General features: G+C 50.4%; 16 protein-coding genes. 8 read left to right on the top strand and 8 right to left on the bottom strand.

The genetic code is table 11. From position 1 onward, the window contains the following. The first annotated feature begins 245 nt into the window (after nucleotides 1-245). Nucleotides 246-1040, top strand: a complete 795-nt coding sequence (locus N7387_RS16340) for a M15 family metallopeptidase (protein WP_279800298.1) — start codon at nucleotides 246-248, stop codon at nucleotides 1038-1040. 6 nt (nucleotides 1041-1046) lie between these two features. On the opposite strand, the gene N7387_RS16345 is transcribed toward N7387_RS16340, so the two are convergent. Continuing rightward, nucleotides 1047-1796 carry a sulfite exporter TauE/SafE family protein gene (locus tag N7387_RS16345; protein ID WP_262860256.1) on the bottom strand — a complete coding sequence of 250 codons (750 nt, stop codon included), beginning with the start codon at nucleotides 1794-1796 and terminating at the stop codon, nucleotides 1047-1049. 171 nt (nucleotides 1797-1967) lie between these two features. Here N7387_RS16345 and N7387_RS16350 point away from each other — a divergent pair, with 171 nt between their 5' ends. Beyond that, entirely contained in the window at nucleotides 1968-2525 is a 558-nt protein-coding gene (locus N7387_RS16350) for an XRE family transcriptional regulator (protein WP_072872452.1), read from the top strand. 42 nt (nucleotides 2526-2567) lie between these two features. Here the strand turns inward: N7387_RS16350 and ilvN are convergent, their stop codons facing one another. Both ilvN and ilvB read right to left on the bottom strand, forming a co-directional pair. Further along, a complete protein-coding gene (ilvN, locus tag N7387_RS16355) occupies nucleotides 2568-2852 on the bottom strand; it encodes an acetolactate synthase small subunit (protein ID WP_004238249.1) in 285 nt (94 codons plus the stop codon). Nucleotides 2853-2869: 17 nt separating this feature from the next. Next, a complete protein-coding gene (gene ilvB / locus N7387_RS16360) occupies nucleotides 2870-4561 on the bottom strand; it encodes an acetolactate synthase large subunit (RefSeq protein ID WP_279800299.1) in 1692 nt (563 codons plus the stop codon). Nucleotides 4562-5893: 1332 nt separating this feature from the next. Between ilvB and N7387_RS16365 the strand changes: the two genes are divergently transcribed. Both N7387_RS16365 and N7387_RS16370 read left to right on the top strand, forming a co-directional pair. Beyond that, nucleotides 5894-6361 (top strand): hypothetical protein, encoded by a 468-nt coding sequence (locus tag N7387_RS16365; protein ID WP_025154694.1) that lies wholly within the window; start codon nucleotides 5894-5896, stop codon nucleotides 6359-6361. A gap of 125 nt (nucleotides 6362-6486) precedes the next feature. Next, on the top strand, nucleotides 6487-7287 hold the full coding sequence (locus tag N7387_RS16370; protein WP_279800300.1) for a hypothetical protein: 801 nt from the start codon (nucleotides 6487-6489) through the stop codon (nucleotides 7285-7287). Between the two features lie 68 nt (nucleotides 7288-7355). Here the strand turns inward: N7387_RS16370 and N7387_RS16375 are convergent, their stop codons facing one another. Continuing rightward, nucleotides 7356-7877, bottom strand: coding sequence for a single-stranded DNA-binding protein (locus tag N7387_RS16375; protein ID WP_262860259.1), 522 nt, complete (start codon nucleotides 7875-7877; stop codon nucleotides 7356-7358). Nucleotides 7878-8153: 276 nt separating this feature from the next. Here N7387_RS16375 and uvrA point away from each other — a divergent pair, with 276 nt between their 5' ends. Next, a complete protein-coding gene (gene uvrA, locus N7387_RS16380) occupies nucleotides 8154-10988 on the top strand; it encodes an excinuclease ABC subunit UvrA (RefSeq protein WP_279800301.1) in 2835 nt (944 codons plus the stop codon). Nucleotides 10989-11119: 131 nt separating this feature from the next. After that, nucleotides 11120-11386, top strand: coding sequence for a DksA/TraR family C4-type zinc finger protein (locus tag N7387_RS16385; RefSeq protein WP_279800302.1), 267 nt, complete (start codon nucleotides 11120-11122; stop codon nucleotides 11384-11386). Nucleotides 11387-11437: 51 nt separating this feature from the next. Here N7387_RS16385 and N7387_RS16390 read toward each other — a convergent pair whose 3' ends face one another. The 3 genes from N7387_RS16390 to dnaB all read right to left on the bottom strand — a co-directional run bounded on the left by N7387_RS16390 (nucleotide 11438) and on the right by dnaB (nucleotide 15255). Next, nucleotides 11438-12634 carry an aspartate/tyrosine/aromatic aminotransferase gene (locus N7387_RS16390; protein WP_279800303.1) on the bottom strand — a complete coding sequence of 399 codons (1197 nt, stop codon included), beginning with the start codon at nucleotides 12632-12634 and terminating at the stop codon, nucleotides 11438-11440. Between the two features lie 55 nt (nucleotides 12635-12689). Further along, nucleotides 12690-13769: an alanine racemase gene (gene alr, locus N7387_RS16395; RefSeq protein WP_279800304.1), complete on the bottom strand. Its 1080-nt coding sequence runs from the start codon at nucleotides 13767-13769 to the stop codon at nucleotides 12690-12692. A 79-nt stretch (nucleotides 13770-13848) separates the two neighbouring features. Continuing rightward, the gene (gene dnaB, locus N7387_RS16400) at nucleotides 13849-15255 is read right to left on the bottom strand and encodes a replicative DNA helicase (protein ID WP_015422419.1); all 1407 of its coding nucleotides are present in this window, start codon (nucleotides 15253-15255) and stop codon (nucleotides 13849-13851) included. Between the two features lie 231 nt (nucleotides 15256-15486). Between dnaB and N7387_RS16405 the strand changes: the two genes are divergently transcribed. Together N7387_RS16405 and N7387_RS16410 are read left to right on the top strand one after the other, a co-directional pair. Further along, a complete protein-coding gene (locus N7387_RS16405; protein ID WP_279800308.1) occupies nucleotides 15487-16470 on the top strand; it encodes a quinone oxidoreductase in 984 nt (327 codons plus the stop codon). 161 nt (nucleotides 16471-16631) lie between these two features. Continuing rightward, on the top strand, nucleotides 16632-16946 hold the full coding sequence (locus N7387_RS16410; RefSeq protein WP_279800310.1) for a hypothetical protein: 315 nt from the start codon (nucleotides 16632-16634) through the stop codon (nucleotides 16944-16946). A gap of 35 nt (nucleotides 16947-16981) precedes the next feature. On the opposite strand, the gene dusA is transcribed toward N7387_RS16410, so the two are convergent. Next, nucleotides 16982-18028, bottom strand: coding sequence for a tRNA dihydrouridine(20/20a) synthase DusA (gene dusA, locus N7387_RS16415; protein ID WP_279800311.1), 1047 nt, complete (start codon nucleotides 18026-18028; stop codon nucleotides 16982-16984). Between the last annotated feature and the right edge of the window lie 305 nt (nucleotides 18029-18333).

An 18333-nucleotide genomic window follows, 5' to 3' on the forward strand; every position in this document is an offset into this window, starting at 1 on the left:
AATGAATTTTGTGTCACATCACGTAAACGATTGCGTTTTCAGAAAAAATCCGCTGGTTCCGGATAAAAAAACCGGATACCCACGACGCAAACGTTTGGCTTTTTACAGAGAAAAGATGTGATTTTTTGAGGCAAACGATTATCTTAGGAAAAATCCTGATAATCAAGGCCAAATCCGGGAATTTTTTCACCTCTGTGCCATTGACGGGTTATCATCATCGGTCCCGGTGCCTGATGACGGAATCTATGATGAAACTAACTGCTTTTCTCCTCCCTGTGAGCCTGCTCTGTACGGCGTTACCGACAGCTCAGGCGGCAATTACCCCGCTCAGCCCGGACACCTGCCGTGCCATGACCGCACTCGGTATTATCACAGCAGAAAACCCGGTGCCCTGCGAACGGCTGGTCAATGTGGATGTCCGGTTTATCTCCTTTGAGGGCGAAACCCGCACCGGCACCATTACTGTCGCCGATATTATTGCCCCTGAAACGGAAGCGCTGTTCGATGAGTTGTACCGGCAAAAATTCCCGCTGCACAGCGTGCTGCCGATAGAAGCCTTCGGCGGGGATGATGAGGCATCCATGGCGGCTAATAATACGTCAGCATTTAACGGCCGTCGTCAGGCCAGTCAGAAAGCCTGGTCAAAACACGCTTACGGCATGGCGATCGACATTAATCCGCAGCAAAACCCTTACCGCTTCCGCGATAAAAATGGCCGTGTGACTATCAGCCCGCCGCAATCCGCCGCCGCGCTGACCAACAGAGAAAATATTCGTAACGGAAAAATGGAAACGGTGCTGCCGCTGGTTTTCAGCCATGGTTTTCTCCGCTGGGGCGGGGAATGGAAAAATCCGGTGGATTATCAGCATGCGGAGATCGGCAGTTTTACCTTTATCAATCATCTGCTGTCCCTGCCGCTGCCGGAAGCACAGGCACAATACAGCGCCTATGCCGCCCGTTACCGTGACTGTTTCAGCAAAAGCAAAACCACAGATGAGCTGCTGCGCGCCCGGCAATGTGCCAAAAACGTATTGCGCTGACAGCCGTCAGCGTAACAGATTGCTGATAAGCAACGTCAGACCGGCCAGCAGGATCACCATATTCAGGAAACGGAAAAATGCCTCTTTCGGGATACGCATGGTGATATGCCGCCCGAGGACAATTCCTGCCACCATCGCAGGCAGGAACAGCAGCGCGGTAATGGCGATGTCACTGTTCCAATAGATCCCCATAATCAGAAAAATAATTACGCGGGTTAATGTACTGAAGCCGATCAGGGTGGTCTGCGTAATGCGAAAGCGGTTTTTATCCTCAATCCGCCCGGCAAAATAGATGGCGTAAACAAACCCGCCCGCCCCGAACAGCGCACTCAGAATGCCGCCGCCAATCCCGAACGGAATGATGTATTTCTGCGGATAATGCCGTGCCGTCTTCTTAATAAAGAGGGAATAAAGCGCATAGAGAACAATAAAGGCCCCGAGGAACACCGCCAGCAAATCAGGATGTGTTTTCAGCAGGATCGCCGCACCAATCAGACTGCCGCCGATCATCAGCGGCACCATCCATTTCAGCTCGGCAAAATCGGCTTTGCGTCCGTCGCGGGTGACGTTAATCACCGCCGCACCCAGATCCATCAGCGCCAGCATCGGCACAATGTGTGAGACAGGAATAAAGAAAGCCAGCACCGGACTTGCGATCAGTGCGGAGCCAAAACCGACCATGCCGAAAACCAGATAACCGGCGAAGAGAACCGTAAAACAGATAAAAAAATCTGCCCATGGCAGGGTATAGATCATGGTGAGCACCCGTTTAATGACTTATGTTAATTATCACCATGCCGGATCCTTTCATCTGATAGTATTACCTGTCAGTGCTGTTTTTTCCGGAAAATCACGGCTTACCGTTGTACAACACGTGTGCAATACTAACAGGGTTTCCCTGCAAATTTCATTGGTATCGATTACATTATGCTAAAAACCAGTGCCCACATCGGCCAGAAGGTCAAACTGCTGCGTCAGGCGCGTAACCTGTCGCTCAATGATCTTTCAAAACTCTCCGGCATCTCGAAAGCCGCGCTCTCCAAACTGGAATCCGGTGATTCCAATCCGCGTATCGATACACTGGAGGCCATTGCCGTTGCACTGCGTTTTCCGCTGGGGGATCTGTTTACCGCCAGTAATGAAGGTTATCCCCGTTACGAAAAAAATAAAGTCTTTAAAGGGGAATATGCGGAAGATTTTAAATTCCGTGTCGGCATGGGAAATATTTCGGAGATCTGGCACCTGAAGATGATCCGCGGCGCGATTATTAACAGCCCCGCGCACAGCACCGGCACCCATGAGCATATTCTTATCCATCAGGGTACGCTGATGATGCGCTTTAATGACGATCAGACTGTGCTGCTGGAACCGGGGGATTTCTATGCGTTCTCCTGTGATATTCCCCATTCTTATATCTGTATGGAAGGCGAGCTGAGCGGTACGCTGATTATGTCCTATTCCCATATCGGCCAGACATCCCCGTAACCGCAGACAAAAAACCGGGCTTATCTGCCCGGTTTCATCATTCTACTGAATGTATTTATTCAGTTGCTCAAAGATACTGATATCTTCGTTGTATTTCACGTCCTGCACGTCTTCCAGTTTCTCCACCTGACTGACCATCTGGCTTAGTCGATCATCCGATTTCACCAGCAGCCAGATATGGCTGTGATCCTGTCCCGGCAGCGGCAGACACAGAATACCGTCCACGTTAAACGCCCGGCGGGCAAACAGACCGCAAATGTGTGTCATCACGCCGGGGTGGTTGCGGACCACCAGTTCCAGAGCGATAGGCTGATTATTTTTTTCCATGATTCTGTTCTCCGTCATCACGCTGTGACCATATCGATATTGGCATCACCCGGCAATACCATCGGCCACACTTTTTCACTGACATCGATTAATGCGTGGATCAGGCACGGCCCGGGGCGATCAATCGCCGCCTGCAATGCAGCATGCGGATCACTCTCTTTATTCAGATCACAGGTGTGTAATCCGAAGCCTTTGGCAATTGTCACAAAATCAGTCTGATACGGATAGGCAGATGCCACAATGTGCTCGTTGAACATCAGTGTCTGCTGCTGGTGAACCATCCCCAGTGCCTGGTTGTTCATGAGAATAATTTTGATATCCAGGTTATGCTCAGCGGCGGTCGCCATCTCCTGAATATTCATCATAATACTGCCGTCCCCGGTGAAGCAGACGATCTTGCGTGACGGCTCTGCCAGTGCGGCACCAATCGCTGCCGGTAACCCGAAGCCCATCGTTCCGAGTCCGCCGGAGGTCAGCCACTGACGCGGGCGGCATAACGGATACGCCTGCGCCACCCACATCTGGTGCTGGCCGACATCCGTGGTGATGATGGCATCATTATCCACCGCATCCGCCACGGCAGCGATCAATCCGAAATGGCTTAACGGATCGGATTTATTCATCTGCTCCAGCGGGAATTCCTGTTTGATCTGCGTGATATGATCATTCCACGCCTGGCGGGTATTTACCTCAATCTGCGGCAGCAACATAGTGAGAACCTGTCCGGCATCCGCGTTGATCGCAATATCCGGTTGTTTGATCTTGCTGATCTCCGCGCGGTCGATATCCACATGGATAATTTTGGCATCCGGGCAGAACTGCTCCGCCTTGCCGATCGCGCGGTCATCAAAGCGCGCCCCGACCACAATCAGCAAATCCGATTCCTGCAAAATCATATTGGTATAACGCGCGCCGTGCATCCCTAACATCCCCAGATAAAGCGGATGCTGCTGCGAGATAGTGCCCAACCCCATCAGCGTCATAGTGGTCGGCAACCCGGCTCGTTCGGCAAAACTCTGCACCAGCTGCTGTGACTGCGACGCGACAATACCGCCGCCGATATACAGAATCGGGCGTTTTGCCTGATTAATCATCGCGGCAGCTTCTGTGACTTTTTCCGCATCAAACAGCGGTAACGGATCTTTCGGCATGATGGGTGGTAATTCATCAATCTCAATGATGGCGGCCTGAACATCTTTCGGCACATCCACCCAGACCGGGCCCGGACGGCCGGATTCCGCAATACGGAATGCATCGGCGATAATGCCCGGCAGATCCTGAACATTGCGCACCAGGTAGTTGTGTTTGGTGATAGGGATAGACATGCCGTAAGTGTCCACTTCCTGGAAGGCATCGGTACCGATCATCGGCGAAGAGACCTGGGCGGTGATACAGACCAGCGGAACCGAATCCAGTTTGGCATCCGCAATGGCGGTCATCAGGTTGGTCGCACCCGGCCCGCTGGAGGAGATACACACCGCTGCTTTGCCGGTAGTGCGGGCGATACCCTGTGCGATAAACCCGGCACCCTGCTCATGGCGGGCGAGGATATGCCGGATACGGCTGTTGCCCAGTGCATCATACAGCGGCAGCGCCGCACCACCCGGAATACCGGATACAGAGGTGATCCCGTGCTGTTCTAACATGCGGATAATTAATTCCGCCCCCGTCATCCGGGTTTTTGCCTGAGTCTGCTGTGAAGCTCCCATAACATCATCCTTTTTTTAACAACCGGTTCAGTTTCGCGGAGCCTGACATAAAAAAACCCCGCTCGGTTTACGCCGGCGGGGTTAGTGATCCTGTTGCTGATCCCAGCCCGTTACGGCGCGCTGCCGACGACCACCACCACTACCACACGCACGACGACAACCGCGTCTGATAGCGCGGTTGTTAGTAGTACGTTTTGCGGACGGGTGAATGGTTTCACGGGATATCTCTCAACAGTAAATTGTGTATGAATAAATTCGGTTCGTACTTTAAAAAAACATAAGAATGAAATCTGTACAAGCCTTTTTTCATTTATTTTTTATTCAGCCGCTGAATTGTGATCACCATCACTGATAAATGACTGACATAAAAATCAAAAATGCATAGTTAATTGATTTTTAATAAAAAATTAAATTCCCCTGTTAATAGCCTCAGCGGGAAATAGTATTATTACACTGGAAAAACAGCGATAAAAAAGGTCACAGGAACGATTATCCGGAACTATACAAACCAATATCAGGAAACAGCAGAGGAATATATTGCAGCAAAATAACTTGTCAGCATCTGTTCACATTATCGCTGTCAGTCACTAAAAACAGCTTCTTTATCAGTTTTATTGTTCAGTATGATAAAAAACAGGTCTTACTCATCCGGTAACATTCGTGACAGGATACATTTTATGTGATTTTTTTGTTGCAAAAACACAGATAAAATTACATTAAAATTACAACTACAGCTGAAATGGGTACATTTATGTGATTTTAATCACATATAATGACTATTATGATTGTCACGTTTCAGGTTTACCGATAAAACGTAATCCGACACATGCTCTTTAAGCCTCTTATCGCATTTTAATAAAAAATTGAGTATATCGTTTATTGATACCCAATGATTTTATTGGGTTTTTTCTTTTAAAAAGATAAACACACATCCGATTACGACAGCTATTTATACTAAAAATATCCGTTATGATGAAAAATCAGACAAACAGGATAAAAACAGGACTTATAACAACATAAGCTTCACTGCCTGTTAACCCCGGGCAATCTCATGTGTTCATCCAACGGCATGAGACATCACCCCTTACTGTCATCAGACGTAAGGGGTATTTTTTTGCCACTGACTATGCAGAATTACGCAGAAAAATAATTTTTTTCTTATTTATTCTGAGCTGATGACCCCTTATTTTCATCTGTGATATTTCAGAAAAGTACATTTCATGTTTCATATGCAGACGATATGCATGAAAAAATAAGATTAAGATTAATCATTATTTCGCTTTACGGATAAAAAAATACATTTAGCACTCAGTTAAAAACAAGGAGTGTTACATGTTAAAAGTTTATATCTGGCTACCGGAAGGAAAATATATCGGACATGCATCTCTTTCATTTCAGGGAAACTACGTCAGTTTCTGGCCAAAAGACAGTGCAGGAAAAAAAGATCTGAAAATTAAATCTAATAGTCACCCCGGTGCTTTTATGGGCGCGTTAAAGGAAGACATTGAAAATGAAGGCAACAGACAACCTCTGGTTGTCACTATTAATGAAATCAATGAAGAAAAACTTGCATTTCATATCGCAGAACTAATGAGTAACACACCGAGATATCAGCTGGCCCGCAATAACTGCTCTCATATTGTTGCTGAATGCCTGGCTGTTGCCTGTGATAAAAAACCCGGCTTTACACCATCAGCCAGTAATTATTCCAAATATTTAGGTTCAACTCTGGGTAGAGGGATCTGGACACCTCATGATATCTTACGGTATGCACAGGAACTCTCGGTAAATATAGTATGAATGTAATCTATAGTGAGAATTATAATTTTGACATCGGACTGTTGAGTTACTTTCATCCGTTTTACGGAATGAAATTCAAATCTATTTTTAATGATTTGAAAAATAACAGTAAAATCCGTTTTCACATGCCTGATTCCGCTATAGATGAGCAGATCATAGACGATTATCTTTCCGGGATAATGAAATACAGAGTCAAAAATAAGAAGGGCATCCTGAGAGCACTTGAGTTTCCCCGGCTCCCCTTCCTCAGCTATGCATATCTGGATAAGCATGTATTAACCCCTATGCGTTTTGGTATCGCCGGCACACTGCTGGGAGCACAAAAAGCCATACAGGAAAATACTATTTTCTGGAATCTTGCCGGTGGCTATCATCACGCATCTCACCAGAATATGGAGGGATTCTGTATCTATAATGACATCACGATTTGCTATCAGGAATTACGCCGGAGAAATATCCTGTCCGCAGATGACAGAATATTAATTATTGATACCGATGCACATCACGGCAATGGTAATGCTGTCGATTTTATGGATAACCGCCAGGTAACGATCCTTGATATTTATAATCAGGATATTTATCCGCAATCACAATATACCCGCGAACGTGTTGATATCCCTGTTCCGCTTCCGGAGAAAACCACCGGAATTCATTACCTGAACCAATACCGTGATGCCTTAAATAAGATAAACGGTAGCTATAAAATAGCATTTGTCATTACCGGCACAGATCCGCTTGAAGCAGATAAACTCGGCGGCCTTTCACTGACAATCGGTGATATTGCACAAAGAGATAAAACAACCTGGCAGTTCCTGTCAGAGAAACAGATCCCCGCTGTTTTTCTTGGCGGAGGTGGTTACTCAAAACTCAGCGCAACCTGTGTCACCCGCGCCATTAACGGTATTATCACCGACGCCGCGGACTGATTTCAGATCGCACATATAAAAAATCCCGCCAACGCGGGATTTTTTATATGAAATAACAGATATTCAGATCAGAACGGAATATCGTCATCAAAATCCATTGGCGGTTCATTGCTTTGCGGCGCTGCTGCTGCCGGTTGTTGTGCCGGGCGCGTATTGCCGCCGCCGCTGAACTGCTGGCCTTGTTGTGGCTGCTGTGGCTGACCCCAGCCGCCGCCCTGGGACATATTGTCGCCACCGCCGCTGCGGCCGCCCAGCATCTGCATGCTGCCGCCGATATTCACCACGACTTCTGTGGTGTAACGCTCCTGGCCACTCTGATCCTGCCATTTACGGGTCTGGAGTGAACCTTCGATATAAACCTGTGAGCCTTTTTTCAGATATTCACCGGCAATTTCTGCCAGTTTGCCGAAGATTACCACACGGTGCCATTCGGTCTTCTCTTTCATTTCGCCGGTTTGTTTATCACGCCATGATTCTGATGTCGCCAGTGTGATGTTGGTAACCGCACCGCCGTTAGGCATGTAACGCACTTCCGGATCCTGACCCAGGTTCCCGATAAGAATGACTTTGTTGACGCCTCTGCTGGCCATGAAATGCTCCCGATGAAATTGTTTAAAACATATAAGGATCTAGTCTAACACGTCTGGGTGACTTTTTTGAATCGGTAATCTTTTGCCGCGATCGGCTTTTCATATTTGCGTGTCTTCTCTAAAATCTGCTGCGCAAAATGCCATCAGCTGTCAGGCAAATGCTGCTGAGATTATACACAGATTTCTTCTGGTACTGGATATCCATTCAGTAAGTTATGTGCAATAATATCAGGCTGAATAAATTGTTCGCTATCTGAAACTCCCGGGAAGTGGTACATGGATAATATCGATATACGGGGCGCCCGCACCCACAATCTGAAGAATATCAACCTCATTATTCCGCGTGATAAACTGATTGTTATCACGGGGTTATCCGGCTCCGGGAAGTCGTCCCTTGCCTTTGATACCTTGTATGCCGAGGGGCAGCGCCGCTATGTGGAATCCCTGTCCGCGTATGCGCGTCAGTTCCTGTCGCTGATGGAAAAACCGGATGTGGATCATATTGAAGGGCTTTCCCCGGCGATTTCCATCGAGCAGAAATCCACTTCCCATAACCCGCGTTCCACCGTGGGGACCATCACTGAAATTCATGACTATCTGCGCCTGCTGTTTGCCCGCGTGGGTGAGCCGCGCTGTCCGGATCACGATATTCCGCTGGCAGCACAGACGGTGAGTCAGATGGTGGACAATGTGCTGACCCTGCCGGAAGGCAAACGCCTGATGCTGCTGGCACCGGTGGTCAAAGAACGCAAAGGCGAACACACCAAACTGCTCGATAGCCTGGCGGCGCAGGGCTATATCCGTGCACGGATCGACGGGGAAATCTGTGATCTCTCTGATCCGCCGAAACTGGAATTACAGATCAAACACACCATCGAAGTGGTGGTTGACCGTTTCAAAGTCCGGGATGATCTGACACAGCGCCTGGCGGAATCCTTTGAAACGGCACTGACACTGTCCGGCGGTACCGCTATTATCGCCGATATGGAAGATAACAGCGCCGAAGAGCTGGTATTTTCAGCAAACTTTGCCTGCCCGGTCTGCGGATACAGCATGAGTGAGCTGGAGCCGCGCCTGTTCTCCTTCAACAACCCGGCGGGTGCCTGCCCGACCTGTGACGGCCTGGGCGTTCAGCAGTTTTTCGATCCGGATCGCGTGGTGCAGAACCCGAATCTGTCACTCGGCGGCGGGGCTATCCGCGGCTGGGATCGCCGTAATTTCTATTATTATCAGATGCTGATGTCTCTGGCGGATCATTATAAGTTTGATATTGAATCCCCGTATTCAGAGTTACCGGCCAAAATTCAGAAGGTGATCCTCAACGGTTCAGGCCGTGAATCCATTGAGTTTAAATATTCCAATGACCGGGGTGATGTGACAGTCCGTCATCATCCGTTCGAAGGTGTGCTGCACAACATGGAACGCCGTTATAAAGAGACGGAATCCATGGCGGTACGCGAAGAACTGGCCAAATATATCAGTAACCGCCCGTGTATTTCCTGCGGCGGTACCCGTCTGAAAAAAGAAGCCCGCTTTGTGTTTGTCGATAACACCACACTGCCGCAGATCTCTGATTTCAGCATCGGGCATGCGATGGAGTTCTTTAATAACCTGAAATTCAGCGGTCAGCGCGCGAAAATCGCCGAAAAAGTCCTGAAAGAGATTCAGGATCGCCTGAAATTCCTGGTTAACGTCGGCCTGAATTACCTGACACTCTCCCGCTCCGCAGAAACGCTGTCCGGCGGTGAGGCACAGCGTATCCGCCTTGCCAGTCAGATCGGTGCCGGTCTGGTCGGCGTGATGTATGTGCTGGATGAGCCGTCAATCGGCCTGCATCAGCGCGATAATGACCGCCTGCTGGAAACCCTGATTCATCTGCGCAATCTCGGCAATACCGTGATTGTGGTGGAGCATGATGAGGATGCTATCCGTGCCGCCGATCATATTATCGATATCGGCCCGGGTGCAGGTGTTCACGGCGGGGAAATTGTTGCCCAGGGATCGCTGGACGACATTATCGGCACACCGGAGTCCCTGACCGGGAAATTCCTCAGCGGCGAACGGCGGATCACCATCCCGGAAAAACGCAATGTGGCGGATCCGGCCAAAATGCTGACCATTACCGGTGCCAGCGGTAACAACCTGAAGAATGTGACACTGAATCTGCCGGTCGGGCTGTTTACCTGTATCACCGGGGTTTCCGGTTCAGGGAAATCCACCCTGATCAATGACACCCTGTTCCCGATTGCCCAGACACAGCTCAACGGCGCGACCACCATTACGCCCGCGCCATATAAGTCTGTTGACGGTCTGGAGCATTTCGATAAAGTGATCGATATCGACCAGAGCCCTATCGGCCGGACTCCGCGTTCAAACCCGGCGACCTATACCGGTGTGTTTACGCCTGTCCGCGAACTGTTCGCCGGGGTACCGGAATCCCGCTCACGCGGCTACACGCCGGGCCGGTTCAGCTTTAACGTCAAGGGCGGCCGCTGCGAAGCCTGTCAGGGGGACGGCGTGCTGAAAGTGGAAATGCACTTCCTGCCGGATGTGTATGTGCCGTGCGACCAGTGCAAAGGCAAACGCTATAACCGCGAAACCCTGGAAGTGAAATACAAAGGGAAAAACATCCACGAAGTGCTGGATATGACTATCGAGGAAGCCCGTGAATTCTTTGATGCCGTCCCGGCGCTGGCGCGTAAATTACAGACCCTGATGGATGTCGGCCTCTCTTATATCCGTCTCGGGCAGTCGGCAACCACCCTCTCCGGCGGTGAAGCGCAGCGGGTGAAACTGGCGAAGGAACTCTCCAAACGCGGCACCGGGCAGACACTCTATATCCTTGATGAGCCGACCACCGGTCTGCATTTTGCAGATATCGAACAACTGCTGGCGGTACTGCATCAGCTGCGCGATCAGGGCAACAGTATTGTGGTTATCGAACACAACCTCGATGTGATTAAAACCGCAGACTGGATTGTGGATTTAGGCCCGGAAGGCGGCAGCGGCGGCGGTGAAATCCTGATCGCCGGTACCCCGGAAGAGGTGGCAGCATGTGAGCGCTCACACACCGCCCGCTTCCTGAAGCCGATCCTGAAAAGAGGCTATTAATCTTCTCCCGCCTCTGAAAATACCGCAGCGTTTGCTGCGGTATTTTTTTGTCCGCTTTCCGTGCTGGTGAAATAATAATCAACCTGTGATAACATAAAGCATCAGGCGACCACCGGAAACAGGAGGCGAACATGGCAAGCGGATGGGCAAGTGATTCTGCTGTTCAGGAGCAGATTGATGCCACACTGGATGATGGGGTCGCCCGGGTGCGCAGCCAGCTGGCGACAGGAGAAAGCGCGCTGTTTTGTGAAGAGTGCGGTGAGCCGATCCCGCAGGCGCGGCGTGAAGCGATACCCGGTGTACAGTTGTGTGTGAACTGTCAGGCAGAAGCGGATAAAAAACAGGCCGCATTCAGCGGCTATAACCGGCGCGGCAGTAAAGACAGTCAGTTACGCTGAAACAGGCGCGGAACACAATGATTCCGCGCATCATCATTTCATTACTGAGGATTAACGGCTGACCGCCGCAAAAGTCCGTGCAATCGCATCCACATTATGACGGTTCACCCCCGCCATGCAGACACGCCCGGAACCGACCAGGTACACCGCATGTTGCTCACGCAGTGCAGTAACCTGCTCCGGACTGAACCCGGTATAGCTGAACATTCCGCGCTGATGCAGCAGATGGTCAAAGTTTTTCTCCGGTAGTGTGTTTTTCAGTGTATCCACCAGCACTGTCCGCATCTCTGCGATCCGGCTGCGCATGGTGTCCACTTCCGCCAGCCACTGTGCTTTCAGCGCAGTATCATTCAGCACTTCAGAGACCAGTTTAGCCCCGTAAGACGGTGCGCTGGAATAGACACAGCGTACACCCGCTTTCAGTTGACCCAGCACACGTTCTGCTTCCTGCTGTGTCGGGCAGAGAACAGACAGTCCGCCCACACGTTCACCGTACAGTGAGAAGATTTTTGAGAACGAGTTACTGACGAAACACGGTACTTCAGCCGCCGCCATGGCGCGGATAGCATAAGCATCCTCTTCCATCCCGCTGCCGAAGCCCTGATAAGCAATATCCAGAAACGGGATCAGCTCCCGCTTTTTCACCACCGCGACGACGTTATCCCACTGCTCCGGTGTCAGATCGGAACCGGTCGGGTTATGGCAGCACGGATGCAGTAAAATGATGCTTTTTGCCGGTAACGTCTCAAATGTTGCCAACATCTCGTCAAACTTCACGCCTTTGGTCTGCGGATCAAAATACGGATAATAATGAGTTTTAAATCCAGCTCCGGCAAAGATCGCCTGATGGTTTTCCCATGTCGGATCACTGAGCCAGACATCCGATCCCGGGAAATAACGGTGCAGGAAATCCGCGCCGATCTTCAGCGCACCGGATCCGCCCAGCGTCTGGATCGTCGCCACACGGCCCTGGCGGATAAGCTCGCTGTCATCGCCCAGCAGCAGCGTCTGTACCGCGCTGCGGTAAGGGGGAAAACCTTCCATCGGCAGATACAGGGAGGCCCCGGTATCCTGCGCGTTATAGCGCTGTTTTGCCTGTGTGATGCTGTGCAGTTGCGGAGTCACCCCGGAATCGTCGTAATAGAGGCCAATACTGAGATTGACCTTCTCCTTCCGGGGATCCTGTTTGAAATGCTCAACGAGCGTTAAGATCGGGTCGCCGCCGTAGGCGTCTACATGTTCGAACACAAGCGATACTCCTGATTGTTATTTTTCTCACTATCAGAACATATCGCGTCACATTTTATTCGTCCAGATATTCCATCGCCACGCGGGAGGTCAGCCTGGTGATCAGTTCATAGGCACTGATACCACTGGCTTCTGCGATTTGCTCCACCGGCAGTGAATCCCCCCATAAAATGACTTCATCACCCGCTTTATCACTGCAATCCGGTCCCAGGTCGATAGTTATCATGTCCATGGAAACACGCCCGGCAATGGGAACACGGCGTCCGTTAATCACCACCGGTGTGCCGGACGGCGCACTGCGCGGATAGCCGTCACCGTAACCGACGGCAATCACACCCAGGCAGGTATCACGATCACTGACCCAGGTACCGCCGTAACCGACCGCTTCCCCGGCTTTATGTTTACGCACGGCAATCAGGCGGGATTTGAGGGTCATCACCGGTTTCAGGCCATAATCACCGGCTTCGGTACCGCTTTTCGGTGACACGCCGTACAGAATGATCCCGGGGCGAACCCAGTCGAGGTGTGCCTTCGGCCAGTAAAGAATACCGCCGGACGCGGAAATCGATTTTTCCCCCGGTTTATCGGCAGCAAATGCCATAAAGCGGGTGATTTGTGCTTCTGTCGGCTGTGCATCGTCTTCATCAGCACGGCTGAAATGGCTGATGATATTCACCGGCTGCTGCACATTTTTGCAGTTGCACAGCCGCTGATAAAACGCTTCTGCTTCTTCCGGACGCACGCCGAGACGGTGCATGCCGGTATCAATTTTCATCCAGACTTTCACCGGATCCGATAACTGCGCCTGCTCCAGCGCCACTAACTGCTCTTCAAAATGTACCGCCACTTCCAGACGACTGGCAACAATGACCGGCAAATCCGTCGCATCGAAAAAACCTTCCAGTAAGATGATAGGTTTAACAATACCACCGGCGCGCAACGCGTGCGCTTCACTCAGACGCGCCACCGCAAACGCATCCGCCTCATTGAGTTCACGGGCGATTTCGACTAATCCGTGGCCGTAGGCGTTTGCTTTGACCACCGCAACATGACGGCTGTCCGGCGCAAGCGCCCGGATCCGCTGCCAGTTGTAGCGCAGCGCACCACGGTCAATGACGGCTGTTGCCGCTTTCATAGGGGTTCCTTGGTTAGGGGTTGTTGATGTCTTGTTTGTTATCAGGGTTATTATCCCGTCCGCATGATATTCAGACGGTTTATTCATCGTCATAACTCGGCCCTGCATAGTTATCAAAACGCGACCACTGACCGTTGAAGGTCAGACGGACGGTTCCGATAGGGCCGTTACGCTGCTTACCGATAATAATTTCAGCCACGCCTTTCAGATCACTGCTTTCGTGATACACCTCGTCACGGTAGATAAACATGATAAGGTCGGCATCCTGCTCGATGGAGCCTGATTCACGCAGGTCGGAGTTTACCGGGCGTTTATCGGCACGTTGTTCCAGACTACGGTTCAGCTGGGACAACGCAACCACCGGCACCTGTAATTCTTTGGCCAGTGCTTTCAGAGAACGGGAAATCTCAGCGATTTCCAGGGTACGGTTATCAGAGAGAGACGGCACCCGCATTAATTGCAGGTAGTCGATCATGATCAGGCTTAAACCGCCGTGCTCACGGAAAATCCGCCGTGCGCGGGAGCGGACTTCGGTCGGGGTCAGGCCGGAGGAGTCATCAATATACATATTGCGCTTTTCCAGCAGAATCCCCATGGTACTGGAGATACGCGCCCAATCCTCATCATCGAGCTGGCCGGTACGAATACGGGTCTGGTCAACACGGGAGAGAGAAGCCAGCATACGCATCATGATCTGGTTGCCGGGCATCTCGAGGCTGAAAATCAGTACCGGTTTTTCTTCGGTCATGGCGGCGTTTTCACACAGGTTCATGGCGAAGGTGGTTTTCCCCATGGACGGACGCGCCGCCACAATAATTAAATCCGAAGGTTGCAGACCGGCGGTCTTTTTATCCAGATCCTGATACCCGGACGATACCCCGGTCACCCCGTCATGCGGCTGGGCATAGAGCTTTTCGATCTTCTCGACGGTTTCTTCCAGAATCGCCTCGATCCCCTTCGGCCCTTCATCTTTATTGGCACGGTTTTCGGCGATCTGGAACACGCGGGATTCTGCCAGATCGAGCAGATCTTCACTGGAACGCCCCTGCGGATCGTAACCGGCATCGGCGATCTCATTGGCGACAGAAATCATGTCACGGATCACCGCACGTTCGCGGACGATATCAGCATAAGCATTAATGTTCGCCGCACTTGGTGTATTTTTCGAAAGTTCTGCCAAATAAGCAAACCCGCCGACATTTTCCAGCTCTCCGCCGGTTTCCAGTGCTTCAGACAGCGTGATCAGGTCAATCGGTCGTCCCTGCTCGAGCAGGCGCTGCATCTGACTGAAAATCGTCCGGTGCGGACGGCTGAAAAAGTCTTCGCCGGTCACACGTTCAGAAACATTATCCCAACGCTCGTTATCCAGCATCAGTCCGCCGAGAACAGACTGTTCTGCTTCCAGGGAATGCGGCGGTAATTTCAGCCCTTCCATCTGATGGTCACGGGGTTTGTCGGTCTTGGTGTCCTTGGGATATCTGGCCATGAAACTCTCTTACTTATCAGTGCGTCTGCCGGGGAGAATACCTGCGTCCCTGAACGGGACAGAGCGGGTAGTATAGCCCTCCTTTACCGCTGATTGCACGAAGCTTGAGTAATTTTCAGTGACATGCAATTATGCCAAATACAATAAATCATATGATTAACTGTCCCGCTTACTGTTTCTGCGCTGTTTGCAGGTAAGTGGTCACTCTTTTTTCCGAATGAGGTTCCCTCCATGGCTAAACGTATTGAATTTGATGCACCCGGCGGCACCGATGTACTGGTTTATCGTGACTTTACGCCGGCAGACCCGGCTCCGGGTGAAGTTCAGGTGGAAAACAAAGCAATCGGCGTGAACTATATTGATACCTATTTCCGCAGCGGCCTGTACCCTGCGCCGGTATCCCCTTCCGGTGTCGGCTCTGAAGCCGCCGGTGTGGTGGTAAAAATTGGTGCGAACGTAAAACACATCAAAGTCGGTGACCGCGTGGTCTACGGCCAGTCTCCGCTGGGCGCGTACAGCGAAATCCATAATGTGCCGGAAGAAAAGCTGGCCATTCTGCCGGACGGTATCAGCTTTGAAACCGCTGCCGCCTGCTTTATGAAAGGCCTGACCGCGTTTTATCTGCTGCGCAAAACCTATGAAGTAAAAGCCGGGGAAGTCTTCCTGTTCCACGCTGCTGCCGGTGGTGTCGGACAAATCGCCTGCCAGTGGGCAAAAGCGCTGGGCGCGAAGATGATCGGTACCGTGGGTTCTGATGAAAAGGCGCAGAAAGCCAAAGCTGCCGGCGCATGGGAAACCATCAACTATAATAAAGAAGACATTGTTGAGCGGGTGCTGGCACTCACTGACGGTGAAAAAGTCTGTGTGGTGTACGACTCTGTCGGTAAAGATACCTGGCTGCCGTCACTGGACTGCCTGAAGCGACGCGGTCTGATGGTCAGCTACGGCAACGCCTCCGGCCCGGTCACCGGTGTTGACCTGGGGATCTTAAATAAGAAAGGCTCGCTGTATGTGACCCGCCCTTCTGTCTTTGGTTACATCACCAACCGTGAAGAACTTAACGAAGCCAGCAAGGCGATTTTTGATCTGATCCTGAGCGGTAAACTGACTATTTCTATCCCTGCGGATCAGGTTTATCCGCTGAAAGATGCCGCCCTGGCACACAAGCGCCTGGAAAGTCGTGCAACGACCGGCTCCAGTATCTTAATTCCTTAAGATATATATTATTTGATTAATAATAAAAATTCTCGTTATTAAATGAGGATTTTTATTAATAAATACCTCTGATTCATATTAAATTTATATATTTATTTTTATTGATTGTTTAACACCGGATATTTATTCTTATTTCTCTTTCACTGATAAAAGGAATGACTATGAATAATACGGAAATAAACCATCTTGTTGATTTCATCTATCAGGATGGCAGAATCACAAACGCTGAATTCCAGATGATTCGTGATGAAGCTGATAACCGTTTTGATGCCCTTCTTGAATGTTATGGTAAAAACAACAGCTTATCGGCATTTCAGAAATCTGCAGATGTCACTGTACAATTAATGCAGGAAAGCTTTTTTATTCTGAAAAAGAAAGCTGAAACACCAGAACAGAAAGACGTAATCAAAGCTGCATTTAATGCACAAATCAGTTATATCATCGCATGTTATAACCGCTTCTTTGATTCATTATAATTGAAACAAAATGAACTCTCTGTTCAGAGAGTTCATTATTCAGTTATATTTTTTCGGGTAACAAATTCCAGTGCCGCTTCAATCACGCGCAGATCAGCTCCGGCTTTATGGGCATTTTCACTCAGATGACGCCGCCACTGACGCGCCCCCGGAATACCCTGGAAAATTCCCAGCATATGGCGGGTGATATGGCCGAGATAAGTCCCTGTCGCCAGTTCTGCCTCAATATACGGATACATGGCTTCCACCGCTGCGACGGTATCAGTCACCGGCAACGCCGCATCAAACAGCGCATTATCGACCTGTGCCAGGATTGACGGGTTCTGATAGGCCTCACGCCCGACCATCACACCATCCATATACTGCAGATGGGTTTTTGCCTCTTCCAATGTTTTGATGCCGCCGTTAAGCGCCATAATCAGGTGAGGGAAATCCTTTTTCAACTGATACACACGCGGATAATCCAGCGGCGGAATTTCCCGGTTCTCTTTCGGGCTCAGGCCGGAGAGCCAGGCTTTACGGGCATGGATAACAAACATCTCACAGCCGCCGCGATCCGCCACGGTGCCGACAAAATCACACAGAAACTCATAACTGTCCTGATCATCAATCCCGATCCGGGTTTTGACCGTAACAGGAATATCCGTCACATCCCGCATCGCTGCCACACAATCCGCCACCAGTGAAGCGTTACCCATCAGACAGGCACCGAACATGCCGTTCTGCACACGGTCAGACGGACAGCCGACATTCAGGTTGATTTCATCATAACCGCGTTCCTGTGCGATTTTCGCACACTGCGCCAGTGCCGCCGGGTCACTGCCGCCAAGCTGCAATGCCACCGGATGCTCCGCCTCGTTATACGCCAGGTAGTCCCCTTTCCCGAACAGAATCGCTCCTGTTGTCACCATTTCGGTATACAGCAGCGCGTGGCGGCTGAGTTTGCGGTGGAAATAGCGGCAATGGCGGTCGGTCCAGTCCAGCATCGGTGCCACGGAGAAACGGTTAAGGTTCTTATAGCCGCTCGTGGTGCGTAACTGCCGGGTTTCAGTGGTTTTTTCTGTTGGCGTATTTTGGTGCATATTTGGTCTTTTTCGTATGTTTTTTCTTTATTGGCTCCCCTACCAGCGCCCCTGATATTTGGGGACCTGAATAAAGGAGCATATAACTGATGGCCTATTATATACCACAGACAAACGCATCCACAGTGAAAGCACGCCATTCATAGAACAGGCACACCCAAATCCCGGATTTTTCGGTTAAAAAAGCCCATGAAACATGGGCAAACAAAGGTAGATATAATTCAGGCACAACTTAATTGTGAATAACAACGGGATTCTGCATTTTATTCAACATGCCGCAGTCTGAACTAAAATGTTTCCCAGTC

Origin of the sequence: Morganella sp. GD04133 (assembly GCF_029835375.1) — a bacterium.
Classification (GTDB): domain Bacteria; phylum Pseudomonadota; class Gammaproteobacteria; order Enterobacterales; family Enterobacteriaceae; genus Morganella; species Morganella morganii_B.